At 59.9% G+C, this 17693-nt stretch carries 11 protein-coding genes; 2 read left to right on the top strand and 9 right to left on the bottom strand.

Annotated elements, in window-relative coordinates; all coding sequences use genetic code 11:
• Window positions 1–5: 5 nt before the first annotated feature.
• Window positions 6–944 carry a DMT family transporter gene (locus QO002_RS08735; protein WP_307233266.1) on the bottom strand — a complete coding sequence of 313 codons (939 nt, stop codon included), beginning with the start codon at window positions 942–944 and terminating at the stop codon, window positions 6–8.
• 405 nt (window positions 945–1349) lie between these two features.
• Here QO002_RS08735 and pepN point away from each other — a divergent pair, with 405 nt between their 5' ends.
• Window positions 1350–3998, top strand: coding sequence for an aminopeptidase N (gene pepN / locus QO002_RS08730; RefSeq protein ID WP_307228683.1), 2649 nt, complete (start codon window positions 1350–1352; stop codon window positions 3996–3998).
• A gap of 281 nt (window positions 3999–4279) precedes the next feature.
• The gene (locus tag QO002_RS08725; RefSeq protein ID WP_307228681.1) at window positions 4280–6607 is read left to right on the top strand and encodes a PAS domain-containing sensor histidine kinase; all 2328 of its coding nucleotides are present in this window, start codon (window positions 4280–4282) and stop codon (window positions 6605–6607) included.
• 3 nt (window positions 6608–6610) lie between these two features.
• On the opposite strand, the gene QO002_RS08720 is transcribed toward QO002_RS08725, so the two are convergent.
• The 8 genes from QO002_RS08720 to ccmI form a co-directional block, all read right to left on the bottom strand.
• Window positions 6611–9568: a bifunctional [glutamine synthetase] adenylyltransferase/[glutamine synthetase]-adenylyl-L-tyrosine phosphorylase gene (locus QO002_RS08720; RefSeq protein ID WP_307228679.1), complete on the bottom strand. Its 2958-nt coding sequence runs from the start codon at window positions 9566–9568 to the stop codon at window positions 6611–6613.
• 112 nt (window positions 9569–9680) lie between these two features.
• Window positions 9681–11087, bottom strand: coding sequence for an ATP-binding protein (locus QO002_RS08715; protein WP_307228677.1), 1407 nt, complete (start codon window positions 11085–11087; stop codon window positions 9681–9683).
• A complete protein-coding gene (locus QO002_RS08710; RefSeq protein ID WP_307228674.1) occupies window positions 11084–11785 on the bottom strand; it encodes a response regulator transcription factor in 702 nt (233 codons plus the stop codon). Before QO002_RS08710 ends, QO002_RS08715 begins: the two co-directional genes overlap by 4 nt.
• Before the next feature lie 126 nt (window positions 11786–11911).
• Window positions 11912–13474, bottom strand: a complete 1563-nt coding sequence (locus QO002_RS08705; protein WP_307228672.1) for a Do family serine endopeptidase — start codon at window positions 13472–13474, stop codon at window positions 11912–11914.
• Window positions 13475–13617: 143 nt separating this feature from the next.
• Window positions 13618–14082 carry a cytochrome c-type biogenesis protein gene (locus tag QO002_RS08700; protein WP_307228670.1) on the bottom strand — a complete coding sequence of 155 codons (465 nt, stop codon included), beginning with the start codon at window positions 14080–14082 and terminating at the stop codon, window positions 13618–13620.
• Window positions 14079–16067: a heme lyase CcmF/NrfE family subunit gene (locus QO002_RS08695; RefSeq protein WP_307228668.1), complete on the bottom strand. Its 1989-nt coding sequence runs from the start codon at window positions 16065–16067 to the stop codon at window positions 14079–14081. Before QO002_RS08695 ends, QO002_RS08700 begins: the two co-directional genes overlap by 4 nt.
• The gene (gene ccmE / locus QO002_RS08690; protein WP_307228666.1) at window positions 16064–16516 is read right to left on the bottom strand and encodes a cytochrome c maturation protein CcmE; all 453 of its coding nucleotides are present in this window, start codon (window positions 16514–16516) and stop codon (window positions 16064–16066) included. The genes QO002_RS08695 and ccmE overlap by 4 nt, the downstream gene beginning before the upstream one ends.
• Complete coding sequence (gene ccmI, locus QO002_RS08685) at window positions 16513–17658, bottom strand: c-type cytochrome biogenesis protein CcmI (protein ID WP_307228664.1); 1146 nt, start codon at window positions 17656–17658, stop codon at window positions 16513–16515. Before ccmI ends, ccmE begins: the two co-directional genes overlap by 4 nt.
• Between the last annotated feature and the right edge of the window lie 35 nt (window positions 17659–17693).

Raw genomic sequence — 17693 nt, 5'->3', positions numbered from 1 at the left:
TTACGTCAGCCCTGTGGCGTGATGTGCTTGCGCGCGCCGCGCCGCTCGAGGCCGAGCTTGTGTTCCCGCCAGATGATGAAGATGCCCGCGCTGATGACGATTGCCGTGCCAACCAGCATGGTGCGCGTCGGTACGTCGTCGAACAGAAAATAGCCGATGATGATGCCGAGCAGGATCGAGGTGTATTCGAAAGGTGCGATAGTCGACATATCGGCATAGCGGTAGCTTTGCGTCAGCAGAAGCTGTGCGATGCCGCCGCAAAAGCCTGCCATCATCAACAGCAGGAAGGAGCTCAAAGGCATGGGTTCCCAACCCAGCGGCAGGGTCAGCAGCGAGAAACAGGAAGCCGAGAGCGAGAAATAAAGCACGATCGTATGGGTCTTCTCGCGCGCCAGTAGCTTGCGCACCAGCACCATGGCTACGGCGCCGAGGGTGGCGGATGCAAGCACCGCAAGCGCACCAAGTGCCTCGCCGGTTCCGAGCCCGCCCTGATCGAGCAGAGTAAGGCGGGGCCAGGTGATGATCACCACGCCGACAAGGCCGACCAGCACCGCTGTCCAGCGATAGATCCGCACCGTTTCCTTCAGGAACACGGCTGCGAACACCACGGCCAGCAGTGGCATTGCATAACCGATAGCGATTGCTTCGGGCAAAGGCAGGTGTACCAGACCGTAAAACCCGAAGCTCATAGAGACGATACCGATGAAGCCGCGCATCAGGTGGCCGAAAATATCCTTCGTATGGAAGGCGGTGCGCAGATGCCCGGTAAAAGCCAGATAGGCGAGGATTGGCACCATCGCGAATGCAGATCGGTAGAAGGTGATCTGGCCCGTGGCGATGTTGTTTCCCGCCGCTTTGATAAGCGTCGACATCGCGACAAAAACGACGACGGAAAAAACCTTGAGGGAGATACCCTTCAAAGGGTGGGGATATTCGCCATGCATGAAGACAGGCTCGAACTTAACTAGGCTGGAACGGAGCGTTGGCTCCATATTCGGGGTGATGCGCAAAACGGTCGAATCCATGAAGCGCGCCACGATCCTACTCATTTCCGGACCATAAATGGATCAATTCTCGTGATATTGATCGGAAATATTTGATGCCTGCGGTTCAATCCCCTACCTTTGCCAGCAGGGTGATCCGTGAATTTCCCGTAAGTGTCCCGAAATGATCCACGGATTTAAGTATTGTTAGGGCGAATTTCGTAAGTCTCCTAGAGACCGCAAGTCACGATCGGATAGGACTGCCTTGCGGATGGTACGAAGGATGGCCGGTTTACCGGTACCCGACAATGAAGATCGAGGCGTCGCCGCGCAACTGAAGCGGGGCAGACCAACACGGAACATACGATGCGCACAGATACCGGCGAAATCATTCATCTCGAAAACTATCAGCCGACCGATTTCATCCTGGAGCGCGTGGACCTAACCTTCGAACTCGATCCCACGGAAACAAAAGTCGAAGCCCGGCTTATCTTCCACCGCCGGGAAAATGTGGACGTCAACGCTCCCCTCGTCCTGGATGGCGACGAACTCAAGATGACCGGGCTGCTGCTCGACCAGGAAACGATAGAGCCCGCCCACTACGATGCCGCTGAAAGCAGCCTGACAATTCGAAACCTGCCGGCATCAGCGCCTTTCGAGATCACGATCACGACCGAAATCAACCCGGAAGCCAATACGACACTGATGGGGCTTTACCGGACCAAGAACATCTACTGCACCCAGTGCGAGGCCGAGGGCTTCCGCCGCATTACCTATTTCCCGGACCGTCCGGATGTGCTGGCGGTTTATACCGTCAACATCATCGCCGAGAAGGCAACGGCGCCGCTCCTGCTTTCAAACGGCAATTTCCTGGGCGGCGCAGGCATGGGGGATGGCCGGCACTTCGCCGCCTGGTTCGATCCGCATCCGAAGCCGAGCTATCTCTTTGCGCTCGTTGCCGGGGATCTCGGCGTGGTCGAAGACACGTTCACCACCATGTCCGGCCGCGACATCGCGTTGAAAATCTATGTCGAACACGGCAAGGAGCCGCGTGCCGCCTATGCGATGGACGCGTTGAAGCGCTCGATGAAATGGGACGAAGACGTCTTCGGCCGTGAATATGATCTCGATATCTTCATGATCGTCGCCGTTTCCGACTTCAACATGGGCGCTATGGAAAACAAGGGGCTCAACGTTTTCAACGACAAATACGTGCTGGCCGACTCGGAGACGGCGACCGACGCCGACTATGCCAACATCGAAGCCATCATCGCGCACGAGTATTTCCACAACTGGACCGGTAACCGCATCACCTGCCGCGACTGGTTCCAGCTCTGCCTCAAGGAAGGCCTGACGGTCTATCGCGACCACGAATTCTCCGCCGACATGCGCTCGCGCGCCGTCAAGCGTATCGCCGAAGTCAGGCACCTGAAATCGGAGCAGTTTCCGGAAGATGCCGGGCCGCTGGCACATCCGGTTCGTCCGACAAAATATCGCGAAATCAATAACTTCTACACAACCACAGTCTACGAAAAAGGCAGCGAAGTTACGCGTATGATCGCGACGCTACTCGGCGCCGATCTCTTCAAGAAGGGCATGGACCTCTATTTCGTCCGCCATGATGGGCAGGCCGTGACGATTGAGGATTTCGTGCGCTGCTTCGAAGACGCAAGCGGCCGCAATCTTACGCAATTCGCGCTCTGGTACCATCAGGCCGGCACCCCCCTCGTCAGCGTCTCGGTCGAATACGACACAGCAAAGCAGAGCCTGACGATGGCGCTGGAGCAGATGGTGCCTGCTACCCCTGGCCAGCCGGACAAGGAGCCGATGCACATCCCGCTGCGCTTTGGCCTGCTGCTGCCGAATGGCAGCGAGGCTACCGCGACATCCGTTGCGGGCGGCGAAGTGACCGGCGACGTCCTTCACCTCGTCGAGCGCAAGCAGACCGTGGTCTTCGAAGGCATTTCCTCGCGTCCTGTGGTCTCGTTCAATCGGGGTTTCTCGACGCCGATCAACCTGCACTTCGAACAGTCGGCTACTGACCGTGCCCACATCGCACGTCACGAAAGTGATCTGTTCGCCCGCTGGCAGGCCCTCAACGATCTTGCAACCCCGAACCTCGTTGCTGCAACCGAAAGCGCCCGCAAGGGGGAGCCTGCAAGTGTCGATCCTTCCCAGGTGGAAACCTTGCTTGCCGCCGCAGCGGACGAGACGCTGGAGCCGGCTTTCCGCGCCCAGGTGCTGGCACTTCCGAGCGAAGCGGATATCGCCCGCGAAATCGGCAGCAACAACGATCCCGACGCCATCCATTCCGGCCGCCAGCAGGTCATGACGGCAATCGCAAAAGCAGGTCGCGACGTCTTCGCGCGGCTTGTCGAGAACATGGCCGTAAGCGGCTCCTTCAGCCCGGACGCGGCAAGCGCCGGACGCCGTGCTTTGCGCAACAGCGCCCTCTCCTATCTCGTCTATGCCGAGAATCAGGCAGAACGGGCGATCAAGGCCTTCCGTGACGCCAACAACATGACGGATCTCAGCCAGGCATTGACCATTCTTGCACATCGCTTTCCGCATGATGTCAGCACGACGGAGGCGCTGGACGAGTTCAAGATCCGCTTTGAAGACAACGCGCTTGTCATCGACAAGTGGTTCGGCATTCAGGCGACCATTCCCGGGGACGGCGCCCTGCAGCGTGTCAAGGCGCTCATGGACGATCCCCTTTTCAACGCGTCCAATCCGAACCGCGTCCGCTCTCTGCTCGGCACCTATGCCTTCGCCAATCCTACAGGCTTCAACCGGCCCGACGGCGAAGGCTATCGGTTCCTGGCAAAGAACATTCTGGCGATGGATCCGAAGAACCCGCAACTCGCTGCACGTATCCTCACGTCGATGCGGTCCTGGCGCTCACTCGAGTCTCAACGCGCCGACCATGCACGCAACGCGCTTCGTGACATTGCCGGTGCTTCGAAGCTGTCCGCCGACGTCAGCGATATCGTCGAGCGCATGCTCAAGGGCTGACGCGGAAATTGCCTATCCGCGACAAGATATTAGTCACTCGTCATACTTCAAACCGTCCAATTGGGCGGTTTGAAGGTTTTCTTATAAGAATTTGATAATAAAGCTCTTTTTTGCTCCGCAGGACGCCTCGATCGAAGCGCAAGCACATTCATCTACCATTTTCCAATGATTATAAATGGTTAATAAAGTTTTACGATTTCCTCTGGACAAGGCGAATCACAATTGATTCATTGAGTCAGATTCGGGCGAGCGGCGCGGCGAATCAAACGAGGGTTTACAGATTGACAAAGATGGCGGAAGCGCAGCGGGGACGCGCGGCCGAAGGGCGGCTGCGACCCAAATTTCCGGGCTTTCTGGCGCTGGAAAAGGAGATCATCCAGCACGCGCGGATCTTCACCGAGCCTGCCGCTCTGCGCCTTGCTCGCGCCGAGCCGCTTCTCAAGCGCTCCATCCCCATCCTGATCATCGCCTTCCTGCTTGTCGTGGCCATGTCGCGCGCAAACGGCATCATGGTCGAATATTCCCGAATGGAGGAAAGCGTTCGCCAGGGTACTCTGCTGGCCGCTGTCGCGGCGAGCGCCAGCCTTGAAGAAGGTGCAGCGGCCCTCTTCAATGAGGCGCGCCGGTCGGATGTCGAGCAGCGTCTTGCCGCCCGCATTGCCCCGGATGTTCTGGCAAAGGACGCATTCATCCTGACTGTGCGGGCAGATGGCCGGATCTTTGCGAGTTCAGCCTCCGGCTCCGGCTATACCGGCCTCCCCCTCTCCACCATTGCACCGGAAGTCGCTGCCTTTCAATATTTCGGCGAACGCTCGACCGTTTTGAAGACGATGATCGGAGGTGCTGCCCATGTCGTTGCCCTCGTGCAGGTTCCGGGCACCACGGGAACCCTGCTCGTCGCCACCCCGACAGCGCCGATCGAAAAGCTCTGGCGCGACGAAGTGTCGTTGAACGTCACGCTGTTTGCCGGCATCTCCGCCATCCTGCTCGTGATCCTTTACGCCTACTACATCCAGGCCAAACGCGCCCGCGATGCGGATCAGATTTTCGCCGAATCCAATCTTCGCGTCGAAACGGCGTTGTCGCGTGGCCGTTGTGGCCTCTGGGATTTCGATCTGCCGAACCGGCGCCTCTTCTGGTCGCGTTCCATGTATGAGATGCTGGGCATGGCCCCGCACACAAGCGTGCTCTCCTTCGGCGACGCTGCTCGCCTGATGCACCCGGATGACAATGGCATCTACAAGGTGGCGCGCGCCATCGCCAAAGGTGACACGCCGCAGATCGATCAGGTCTTTCGCATGCGCCACGCGGCGGGTCACTACGTCTGGCTGCGCGCCCGCGCCCAGGTGATCCGCACCACGTCAGGTCGCATCCACCTGATCGGTATCGCCATGGACGTCACCGAGCAGCATCGGCTCGCACAGCGTTATGCCGAAGCCGACCAGCGACTGGCCGTCGCGATCGAGTGCACGTCCGAAGCCTTCGTGCTATGGGACAAGCACGACCGCCTGGTTATGTGCAACACCCATTACCAGCAGGCCTATGCCCTGCCCGACGAGGTATTGGTGCCTGGCACCGACCGCATCACCGTGATGAGCGCAGCAGCACGCCCGATCATCGAGCGTCGCATTGCCGATCCGGATCACTCCAACCATTCGCAGACCTCCGAGGTTCAGCTTGCCGACCAGCGCTGGCTGCAGATCAACGAACGACGCACCCGTGACGGCGGCCTCGTGTCGGTCGGAACGGACATCACGCTCCTCAAACGCCATCAGGTGCGGCTGCGCGAATCCGAGCGCCGACTGATGGCGACGATCGGCGATCTTTCCGCATCGCGTATCACGCTGGAAAGACAAAAGGCTGAACTTTCCGTGGCCAACGCCAACTATCAGGCGGAAAAGGAACGTGCCGAAGGTGCGAACCGGGCGAAATCCGAATTCCTCGCCAACATGTCGCACGAACTTCGCACGCCACTCAACGCAATCCTCGGATTCTCAGAAATCCTGCAGAACCAGATGTTCGGGCCGCTCGGTTCGGAAAAATACGACGAATATTCACGCGACATCCATGACAGCGGCAAGCATCTTCTGAACGTCATCAGCGATATCCTCGATATGTCGAAGATCGAGGCTGGCCACCTGCAGATCAACCGCGAGACCATCGATCTTGGCCCATTGATCGAAGAGACATTGCGCCTGACGACAATCCCCGCGGAGCAGAAGAATATCTGTGTCGATCAGCAAATTTCCTCCGGTCTCACCATGATCGCGGATCGGCGGGCGATGAAGCAGGTGCTTTTGAACCTCCTGTCCAATGCAGTGAAGTTTACCAACGAAGGCGGAAGGATTTCGCTGCGGGCCAAGAAGGTCGCCGGTGCCGTTACGCTTACGATTGCCGATACCGGCATCGGCATCCCCCGCGCGGCACTACAGAAGATCGGCCAGCCCTTCGAGCAGGTGCAGAGCCAATATGCCAAGAGCAAGGGCGGGTCGGGCCTCGGACTTGCGATCTCTCGCTCGTTGACGCTGCTGCACGGTGGGGCGATGAAGATCTACTCGCAAGAGAATGTCGGTACGATCATCTGCGTACGTATTCCCAACTGCGTATAAAAGTCAGACTTTCACGATACCCTGGAAAATCCGCCGAACGGCCTTCGAAAGCCGGCGGATATCCGCTTCCAGCACCTTGGCATCCGGTGTATCCGCTGCCCGGCAAAGCAGATCGACGAGGCCTGATGGCGCATCCTTCAGTTCGAAATCACCCTCGATGCACAGACGCACCATCTGCGACAGCTCGGTAAAAAGCGACAGAGCTTCCAGAACCGTATCCAGGGCTGCAGGCTCCATCAACGTCGGCCCAAGCACTTTCAAGACGTCGAAGGTGGATGCTCCAGCTGGCGGCGGCGGGAGGTCCTTCGCCGGCGCGATCAGGGCGAGATATTGCGCGATGAATTCGATATCGACCAGCCCGCCCGGGATAAGCTTGAAATCCCACAGATCGCTCGGCGGCTTTTCCTTGTCTATGAGACCGCGCATCTCGGCAACATCCGCCGTCACCTTTGAGACATCGCGCTTCTGGCCCAATACTTCGCCGAATATTGCCTCGGCTTCCATGATCAGGCTCTGATCGCCGCAAAGCGGCCGCGCCCGTGTCAACGCCATGTGTTCCCAGGTCCATGCCTCGGTGCGCTGATATTTTGCAAATGCATTGATCCGCGTCGCCACCGGCCCCTTGTTGCCGGAAGGGCGCAGGCGCATGTCCACTTCGTAGAGAACACCTTCGGCAGTCGGCGCGGAAAGTGCCGCGATCAACCGCTGGGTAATCCGGGTGAAATAGCGCACGGCATCGAGTGGCTTGGCGCCATCGGATTCCAGCGTATCCTGAGCGTAGTCATAGAGCAGGATCAGATCAACATCCGACCCTGCTGTCAGCTCGTGGCTGCCAAGTTTGCCCATGCCAATGACCGCGACCCGGCCGCCGGCCAAGGTGCCGTGAACAACCTGAACCTCGGCCAAAACAGCGTCGAGAGCTGCAGCAATGATCAGGTCGGCGAGATCGGTAAAGGCATGGCCAGCCTGTGCGCCGGTAATGGCACCGGTCAAAAGCCGGATGCCGATCAGAAAGCGCTGTTCGGCCGCGATAATGCGCAGGCGATCGAGAATATCCTCGTAGTGGCGCGCACCTGACACGAATCCCTCGATCCGCTCGGCAAGATAGGCGCGTGTCGGCAGCTCGGCGAGAAGTCGCGGATCGAGCATGCCGTCGAAGACATGCGGCCTGCCGGCGATGATGTCGGCCAGTCGAGGCGCCGTTGACATGATGTTGACGATTAGCGAAAGCAGCCCCGGATTGTTGCCGAGCAGGGAAAAGAGCTGAATGCCGGCCGGCAGTCCTGAGATGAACTGGTCGAAGCGCAAAAGCGCCTCGTCGGCGCGCTTGTTCTGGCCGAAAACCCGCAACAGTTCCGGCGTCAGCTCCGTCAGCCGCTCGCGCGCCTCGACCGACTGGGTGGCGCGATATCGGCCGTAATGCCAGGTGCGTATCGTGCGGGAAATGTCCTGCGGCCGCTCGAAACCGAGTGACTTCAAGGTTTCCAAAGTATCGGGATCGTCCTTCTGTCCGGTGAAAACGAGATTGCCGGCCTCACCGGACAAGTGCGCTTCCTGTTCGAACAGCTGGGAATAGCGTCGCTCGACAGTCTTCAGGACTTTCGAGAGCGCATTCGAGAAAGCGGCACCATCGGCAAAGCCCATCATGTAGGCGATGCGTTTCAGGTCCGCTTCAGTCGTCGGCAGAATATGGGTCTGCTCGTCGCGCACCATCTGAATGCGATGCTCGACGTCCCGCAGAAACCAGTAGGCGGCGGTCAGTTCTTCGGCGGTTTCCGTGTCGATCCAGTTGGCCTTGGCAAGCCCGGCCAGCATCGGTTCCGTAGCGCGCAATCTGAGGTCCGGCATGCGGCCGCCGGCAATCAGCTGCTGTGTCTGGACGAAAAACTCGATCTCGCGAATACCGCCTCGGCCGAGCTTGATATTGTGGCCCTTCACCGCAATCTCGCCATGGCCCTTGTGCGCATGGATCTGGCGCTTGATCGAGTGGATGTCTGCAATCGCCGCGTAATCAAGATATTTGCGGAAAACGAAGGGCGTCAGTTCACGCAGGAAATTCTCGCCCGCCTTCAGGTCACCGGCAACCGGCCTCGCCTTGATGAAGGCCGCCCGTTCCCAATTCTGTCCACGGCCCTCGTAGTAGAGCATCGCGGCTTCCACTGGAATGGCGAGCGGCGTCGCACCGGGATCAGGCCGCAGGCGCAGGTCGGTACGAAACACATAACCGTCACCCGTGCGTTCCTGCAAAATCCTGATCAACCGGCGCAGCAAGCGGCCGAATGTTTCCGGTGCATCCGCGGGATCGCGAATAAGCGCTGCATCCGGCTCGTAGAAAACGACGAGGTCGATATCGGAAGAATAGTTCAGCTCGAACGCCCCGAGCTTTCCCATGCCGAGAACGACCACCCCGGAATCGTTGCTCGGCAGGTCCTTGTCCAAGACATGCAATTTTCCCGCGTCGCTCGCGCTCAACAGCAGATGATCGACCGTCGCTGACACGGCAGCACCGGCAAAATCACTCAGCCAACGGGTTGTTTCGCGCGCATCAAACAGGCGACTAAGATCGGCGAGTGCCACAGCGAAGGCCACCTCACGCTTGGCGATCCTGAGCCGCGTCATGATTTCGGCATCCGACAGAGCAATGCCGGCCTCGCCGCCGCGCCAGGCATTGCGGGCAACGCCGATGCGTTTGTCGAGATAGTCCGTCAACGTCTGTTCGAGAACCTCCGCCAGCATGGCCGGGCGGGCAACGGCCATGTCGCGCAGAAAAGGTGAGAGCGAGAACGCCGCCACCACAAAATCCCGGACCGGCGTTTCCACAGCGACCAGCGCCGCAATCGTAGGTTCGCTCTTTCCCATATCCTTGAGATCGGAAAGGACGGAGCGCATCTCCGTCTGGCTTGCCGGCCGAATAGGAGAAGCCTGGATATCTCCTAGCCGCCGAGTATCGGTCTTTGTCATATTTCCTCCCGCCAGAAATCGATTCCAGCGTGAGCAGGCTAGAGCGCTTCATTGTTAAATGGAACCATTCTGCCGGACAAAGCCACACTCTCGTCCTCGATCGCATCTGCGTTCAGTCTGCCCCTGCCGGAAATACCATTGCGACTGTAAGCCCAGGAGTCTGGCTCTCCGGTGTCGTATCGCTGAGCTCAAGGGAACCGTGATGCATCTCCATCACAGCCTCGACGAGAGACAGTCCGAGCCCGGTTCCTGGTTTCGAACGGCTGTCGTCCAGACGCACGAAACGTGCAACGACATCCTCGCGTTTGCCAGCGGGTACACCCGGCCCATGGTCCGCAACCGCGATGACTGCGAATTCGCCGCGCCGTGCAAGTGAGACCCGAATTTCCGGATCTTCGGCGCCCTCGGCATATTTGATGGCATTGTCGATGAGATTGCCGAGTGCCTGACCGATTAGTTCCCGGTTACCACTGACATGCAGCGGCCCCGGAACCTCCGCGATCAGCCGCAACGCCTGCTCCTCCGCCACCGGCTCATAGAGCTCGACGCAGTCCGCGACGATGGTTGCAAGATCGATATCGCTCATTTCCGCCGCAGCACCACCCGCTTCGACACGCGAGATCATCAACAGCGCATTGAACGTGCGAATGAGCTGGTCGGATTCCCCAATGATTTCTTCCAGCGATGTCCGGTAGCCATTGGCGGTCGTCTTGTGGGCAAGTGCGGCCTCTGCCTTGTTGCGTAGCCGGGTCAATGGCGTCTTCAGGTCGTGGGCAATGTTGTCGGAGACCTGACGCAGCCCCTCATTGAGCTTCTCGATGCGTCCCAACATGGCATTCAGCGATTCCGAAAGCCGGTCGAACTCGTCACCGGAACCGCTCATCGGCAAACGCTGCGAAAGATCGCCGGCCATGATGCGGGTGCTGGCGTCCGACATCCGGTCTATCCGCTTCAGGGCATTGCGGCCGATGGCAAACCAGATGATGAGAGCGCCGATGCCCATGATGCCGAGCGCCACCATGAGCGCCTGTCGGACGAGAACACGGAATTTTTCCGGCTCCTGCAAGTCTCGCCCGACCAGAACACGCAAGCCGTTGTCCAGCACAAGGACATGGGCGAGCGCCACATGCGCCTCCTTCCGGCTTTCGTCGGTGTAGCGTTGATAGCGAAACGCCTGGCCCGTCCACCCCTCGTGATCGAGCAATCCGGGCTCGAGCGAGGCGACGTTGCCGGCGAGGATTTCGCCGGTCGGCCCGGCGATCACGTAGAGATTAGCCCCGGGCTGGCGGGCGCGACGTTCAAGCGTGCGCAACAGGCCATTGACGCCGGCCCTGTTGTAGATCGTCTCGATCTGCTCCACTTCAGCGTTCACGGCATCGCGCGTCTGCTGCTCAAGCAGACGCTGCGACATCGCCGTCACGTAGATGACCAGAAAAGCGGCACAGAGAGAAAACAGGATGAGATAGACCGCCGAAAGGCGAACTGCTGTCGTGCGGAAAAGAACGCGCAGCCGGCTCATCCGTCAGCTCGCGCCTCATCCTTGATCATGTAGCCCGCCCCGCGCACGGTGCGCAGCAGCGGCGCATCGAAATCCTTCTCAATCTTGGAGCGCAGCCGCGATACGTGCACGTCGATGACGTTGGTCTGAGGATCGAAATGATAGTCCCAGACATTCTCCAGAAGCATGGTGCGCGTAACCACCTGCCCCGAATTCTTCATCAGATATTCGAGCAACCGGAATTCACGCGGCTGTAGAACGATCTCCTTGCCTTGCCGGCGAACGGTATGGGACAGCCGGTCGAGCTCGAGATCGCCGACCCGATAGACCATATCCTGTTCCGGCGCGCCCTTGCGGCGACCGAGGACCTCGACGCGCGCCAGCAATTCGTTGAACGAGTAAGGTTTCGGAAGATAGTCATCGCCGCCCGCGCGAAGACCGGTGACACGGTCATCGACTTGGCCGAGTGCTGAGAGGATGAGAACCGGTGTATGGATACCCTTGCGCCGCAGTTCGGAAATCACCGACAGCCCGTCGCGTCGCGGCAGCATGCGGTCGATCACCAGCACGTCGTAGGCATTTTCACTGGCCATGAACAGCCCGCTTTCGCCATCACTGGCGTGGTCCGATACGATACCGGCCTCGCGAAAGGCTTTGGCAAGATAGGCGGCGGCTTCGAGATCGTCTTCGATAATCAGAATCTTCATACGGGTGACCATAGTCCCGGACCCTCACCTTTCACAACCGGCTTTGCCTGCGCCTTTGACAGCGAGGTTATCGGCGAAACGAAAGGCGCCGCGAAACCTTTCGGTCTCGCGGCGCGATACGCTTTAGAGCTGCGCGCCTCAGCCCTGGTCGATCGGCAGGGCGACGAAGCGGCTGGCGTTGTCCGCCTCGATCTGGAACAGCGCCTTGCTGCGACCGTCCTTCTTGGCGGCCTCGATCACCTTGAGGATGTCGTCAGCCGACTTGACCTCCTGGTTGTTGACCGAGACGATCTTCTCGCCTTCCTTCAGGCCGCGATCGCTGGCGTCCGAGTCCGGATCGACAGAGGCGATCGTGACACCATTGCCGTCATCGGAGGGGGCAACAGTTACACCGAGGTCGGCGAGTGCCTTCTCGCTGGCGGGTGCCTGATCTTCCTGCTGCTGTTCCGGATCGGCTGCGGCTTCCTGAGTGTCGGCCGGCAGGGTGCCGATTTCCAGCTTGACGCTGATCGACTTGCCGTCACGCCACAGGGCGACATCGACGGTTGTTCCGGGACGCATCGTCGCGATCTTGCGGGCAAGCTCGCGCGGACCCTTGATCGGATCGCCATTGACGGCGGTGACGACGTCACCCTTCTTGATGCCAGCCTTTTCACCGGGCGATCCGGCCTGGGGTTCGACGACAAGCGCCCCGCTGGCCTCTGCCAGACCGAGCGAGTCGGCGATGTCCTTGTTGACCGGCTGGATCTGCACGCCGAGCCAGCCGCGCGAGACCGAGCCATCCTTCATCAGGTCGGCAACGACATCCTTGGCAACCGAGGCCGGGATCGCGAAGGCGATACCGACATTGCCGCCGGAAGGCGAGAAGATCGCGGTGTTGATGCCGACAACTTCGCCAGAGAGGTTGAAGGTCGGGCCGCCCGAGTTACCACGGTTCACGGCCGCATCAACCTGCAGGTAGTCGTCGTATGGGCCGGAGCCGATATCACGGCCGCGAGCCGAAACGATGCCCGACGTCACCGTACCGCCAAGACCGAAAGGATTGCCGACGGCAACGACCCAGTCGCCAACGCGAACCTTGCTGTCGTCAGCCCAGTTTACGTAGGTGAACTTGCGCTTGTCATCGACCTTCAGCACGGCCAGATCGGTGCGGCTGTCCTTGCCGATTAGCTTGGCATCAAGCTCTGTACCGTCGTTGAGAACGACCGTAAACGCAGAACCGTCGGAAACGACGTGATTGTTGGTAACGAGGTAGCCATCTTCGGTGATGAAGAAGCCGGAGCCCTGCGAGGTCGGACGCAGGCGGCCGGGGCCGGGCTTGCCGAGATGCGGACGGTCACGCTCAGCGTGGCGATCGCCACCACCGTTCGGGCCACCGAATTCACGGAAGAAACGCTTCAGCGGATGATCGTCCGGCAGTTCATCAAAGCCGGGACCGCCGAAGTCGAAGCTGAAGCCGTTGGACGCGTCGTCGGAAACAGGATTGGCGCGCGACTGGACACGAACCGAAACGACGGCCGGCGAAACGGCGTCGACTACGTCGGCAAAGCTCGGAACCTGCGGGGCTTCAACCTTGACCGGAGCGGCAAAGGAATGGGTGATGGCAGCGGGGATACCCGTCGACAGCATGACCGCCGCAAGACCGGCCACGGTCGATGTCTTCAACACGGTTTTCAGGGAGGGGCGCGAGGGCTTGAACATCGAATTTGCCTTTTCTCTTCTGGAACAGATCGCGAGGGGAAAGCGATCGTTGAGATAAGAAATAGGCGCAGCCACCTTACCGATGCGTGTCCGCCGAATGAATTTTTGGTAATGTTCGAACGGGCGAAAAATAATCCGCGATATCAGGTGGTTTCGTCCTTGAGCAACGCGTCGAGACGCGCCTTTTCATCGGAAGTCAGCGCGGTTCCGGTTATCTTTCCGGTCCTGCGACGCGCGGCAAGAGCCATTGCGATGGCGCCGATAACCAGCAAGGCCACGGGCGTTCCCCAAAGAACAAGCGTCTTGGTTTCAAAGCGTGGCTTCAGAAGGACGAATTCGCCGTAGCGGGACACGACATAGGCGATCACCTGCTCGTCACTATCGCCACCGGCAATGCGCTCCCGCACGAGTACTCTCAGATCTTTGGCGAGCTCGGCATTGGAATCGTCAATCGACTGGTTCTGGCAAACCATGCAGCGCAGTTGGCCGGAAAGCGCGCGGGCGCGCGCCTCGAGCGCCGGGTCCTTCATCACCTCATCCGGATTGACGGCAAATGCCGGCGCCGCCAACAGAAGGACGATCAGGGCAAGGATAGACCGACGCATCATTCGGCCGGCTCCAGGACAAGTTTCGGTTGCGGCTTCGCCTTCTTCGGCACCCCAACGCGGAGGCGCCTATCGCTGAGTGAAATAGCTCCACCAATCATCATCAGCACTGCCCCACCCCAGATGCAGAGGATAAACGGCTTCCACCAGATGCGTATCACCATCGCACCATCGGGCGCGGGATCGCCGAGCGAAACATAGAGTTGACTGGTGCCGAAGGTGCGGATACCCGCCTCCGTCGTCGGCATGCGACGTGCCGTGTAGATGCGCTTGGAGGACCAGAAGTCGCTCACCACGACACCGCCGCTCAGGATGTCGAAATGCGCGGACTCTTCCGTGAAGTTCGGCCCGTTGCCTTCGCGCATTCCGTCAAAACGCAGCGTAAAACCGCCCGCCTCGACCGTCGTGCCCGGCTTCATCTCGACGATCGTCTCCGTCTCGTAGGCAGTGACCGCCACGATCCCTATCAGCGTGACGCCAACGCCGGCGTGGGCAAGCGTTGTTCCGAAGGAGGAACGCGGCAGGCCCTTCAGCCGCGCCCACGCAGTTGCCAATGGCAACCTCCCGATCCCGGCACGCAAAACCAGATCGGTCAGAGAACCCGCAATCAGATAAATGCCCAAGCCGATACCGGCAGCCGCCATCACCGGCCCGCCATAGCGCGCATAGAACACACCGAGAGCAACCGCCAGCCCAAGCCCGATTGCCGCAAAGAGCCGCTGTGCCGCTCCAAGCAAATCGCCGCGCTTCCAGGCAAGCAAGGGTCCAAATGGAACCGCCAGCAGCAGCGGCAGCATCAGCAACCCGAAAGTCATGTTGAAGAACGGCGGTCCGACCGAAATCTTGGCGCCGGTCAATGCCTCCAGCGCCAGTGGATAGAGCGTTCCGGTGAGAACCGTTGCCGCCGCTGTCGTCAGGATGAGATTGTTATAGACCAACGCCCCTTCTCTCGAAATCGGAGCAAACAGGCCACCCGCTTTGAGCCGCACAGCCCTGAAAGCAAACAGCGAGAGCGCACCACCGATAAAGAGCACGAGAATGACGAGGATGAAAATGCCGCGGGTCGGATCATTGGCAAACGCGTGGACCGAGGTCAGCACCCCGGATCGCACAAGGAACGTTCCAAGCAGCGACAGGGAGAAGGTCAGGATCGCCAGAAGCACCGTCCATATCTTCAAGGCCTCCCGCTTTTCCATCACCAGCGCCGAGTGAAGCAATGCCGTGCCCGCAAGCCACGGCATGAAGGATGCGTTTTCGACCGGATCCCAGAACCACCAGCCACCCCAACCGAGTTCGTAGTAAGCCCAGTAGGACCCCATGGCGATACCGGCTGTCAGAAATGTCCAGGCGGCCAGCGTCCAGGGCCTCACCCAGCGCGCCCATGCCGCGTCAATCCGGCCGTCGATCAGCGCGGCCACCGCAAAGGAAAAACAAACCGAAAACCCGACATAGCCGAGATAAAGCAGTGGCGGATGGATCGCGAGACCCACATCCTGGAGGACCGGATTGAGATCGCGGCCTTCGCCCGGCGCCGGCATCAGCCGGTTAAATGGGTTCGAGGTCAACAGGATGAACAAACTGAAGGCGGTGGCAATCCAGGCCTGCACGCCGAGCACATTTGCCCGCAACGTATCCGGCAGATTGCGGCCAAAGACCGCCACAAGCGCGGAGAACAACGTCAGGATCAGCAGCCAGAGCAGCATCGAGCCTTCGTGGTTCCCCCAGACACCCGAATATTTATAGAGCAGCGGGATCATCGAGTGGGAGTTCTCCCACACGTTCGCCACCGAGAAATCGGACGTCACATGCGCATAGGTCAAAACCGCAAAGGAAAGCGCCACCAGTGCAAAGCTTGTGATTGCAGCGGTCGTGCCACTCTGCATCAGTGACCGCTCGCCCCGCCAGGCGCCGATAACAGGCAGCAGCGACTGCAGGATCGAGGTCGCAAGCGCCAGTACCAGCGCATAATGACCGAACTCGATAATCATCGGATCGTCTCCTTGCCGCCGAGCGAAACGCCCTGGGCCTTCAACCTGTCGGCCACGTCCTTCGGCATGTAGGTCTCATCATGCTTGGCAAGAACGGTATCAGCAACAAAGAGCTTGCCACCGGCATCAAAAGCACCTTCCGCCACGACCCCCTGGCCTTCGCGGAAAAGGTCCGGCAGAATTCCGGTATAACTTACGGGTACAGTGCTGATCGTGTCGGTAACCACAAAGCTGATCGTCGTACCCTCGCCACGTTTGACAGAGCCGTCTTCCACCAGCCCCCCCAGGCGAATGCGCGTTCCAGGTGCAAGCGTGGTCTTCTCAAGATCGCCCGGCACATAGAAATAGGCCACCGACTGGCTGAAGGCGAACATCACGAGCAGCACGGCTGCCAGGATGAAACCGACACCGCCGCAAATAACTGCCAGTCTCTTCTGCTTCCGGGTCATTTCACATCCTTGTCGGCGGAAAGGCCGAGTTCGCGGGCAAGCGCCAGCAGGCCGCGCCCCTCCTGGCTTTCCGCAGGAAACACCGCAAGTCCGCGGCGCAATGCCTCGCTCGCATCAGCCTTTCGGTCGAGCACGGTGTAGGAACGAATGATCCGCATCCAGCCTTCGAAATTATTGGGGTCCTGCTCCAGCTTTTCAGCAAGATTGGAGACCATGCCCTCGATCATCGCGTTGCGATCGGAACCGCTCATCGTCTGGGCAGCAGCAACATCCGCTTGCGTCGGATTGCCGGGTGCGCTCTGCGCACGCTCCCCCATCACTGCAGCGCCTTGCAATTCTGCCAGATGGCTGTTGACGAGTGGCAACCAAGGCGCTTCGGCCGGTGACGAGCGCACGAGCGCTTCAAAAGCGTTGCGGGCTTCCTCGGTCTTGCCCTGCTGCTTCAGACCCAGCGCCAGATAATATTCGGAGCGCGGGTCATCCGGCTCGATCGCCAGAGACTGCTTCAATGCCGCTTGGGCATCGACAGTCACCAACCCACCCGAAAGTGCAATCAGGCTCTCGGCATAGCCGCCCAGCCGGGCTGGAGTGGGCCCAAGAATCCGGATCGCATTCTGATATGCCGCGCCTGCGTCTTCCACCCGGCCTTCCCGAAAGTAGATCGGCGCCAGCAGGTCCCATCCCGCCCCGTCTTCGGGGTTCTTGACAAGATGCTGCTCAGCCTTGGCAACCAGAATGTTGATATCGTCGCCGGGGTTGGCAAGGCGAGCGGCGAGCGGCGCATCCGGCATGTCCGGACGCCCCGTCGCCAAGTAAAGACAGAGCCCCGTTAGCGGCAGAAAGACGATAACTGCAGCCTGTGCAATCCGGTTTGCCCGGCGCCTGGCAACAGGTGCAGCCATCTTGACGGCATCGCTTGCCACGAGCAACCGCCGCGCCACTTCAGCGCGTGCAAACTCGGCTTCGTCTCCGGAAATCAGACCATTGGCCGTGTCACGCTTCAGCTCGGCCAGCTGGTCGCGATAGACCTCGACATCGTGGGATTGCGGAATTTCGGTGCGCGCATCCGCCCGCATCAGCGGCAGAAGCAGAACGGCGGCGACAGCCGCCGTCAGGATGGGAACGAGGATCCAGAACAGCATGTGCGATCAATTACTATGCGCACCCCGGCTTTCCA

Source organism: Pararhizobium capsulatum DSM 1112 (assembly GCF_030814475.1).
In the GTDB taxonomy this organism is placed as follows: domain Bacteria; phylum Pseudomonadota; class Alphaproteobacteria; order Rhizobiales; family Rhizobiaceae; genus Pararhizobium; species Pararhizobium capsulatum.
This window is presented reverse-complemented; position numbering and strand designations above follow the sequence as displayed.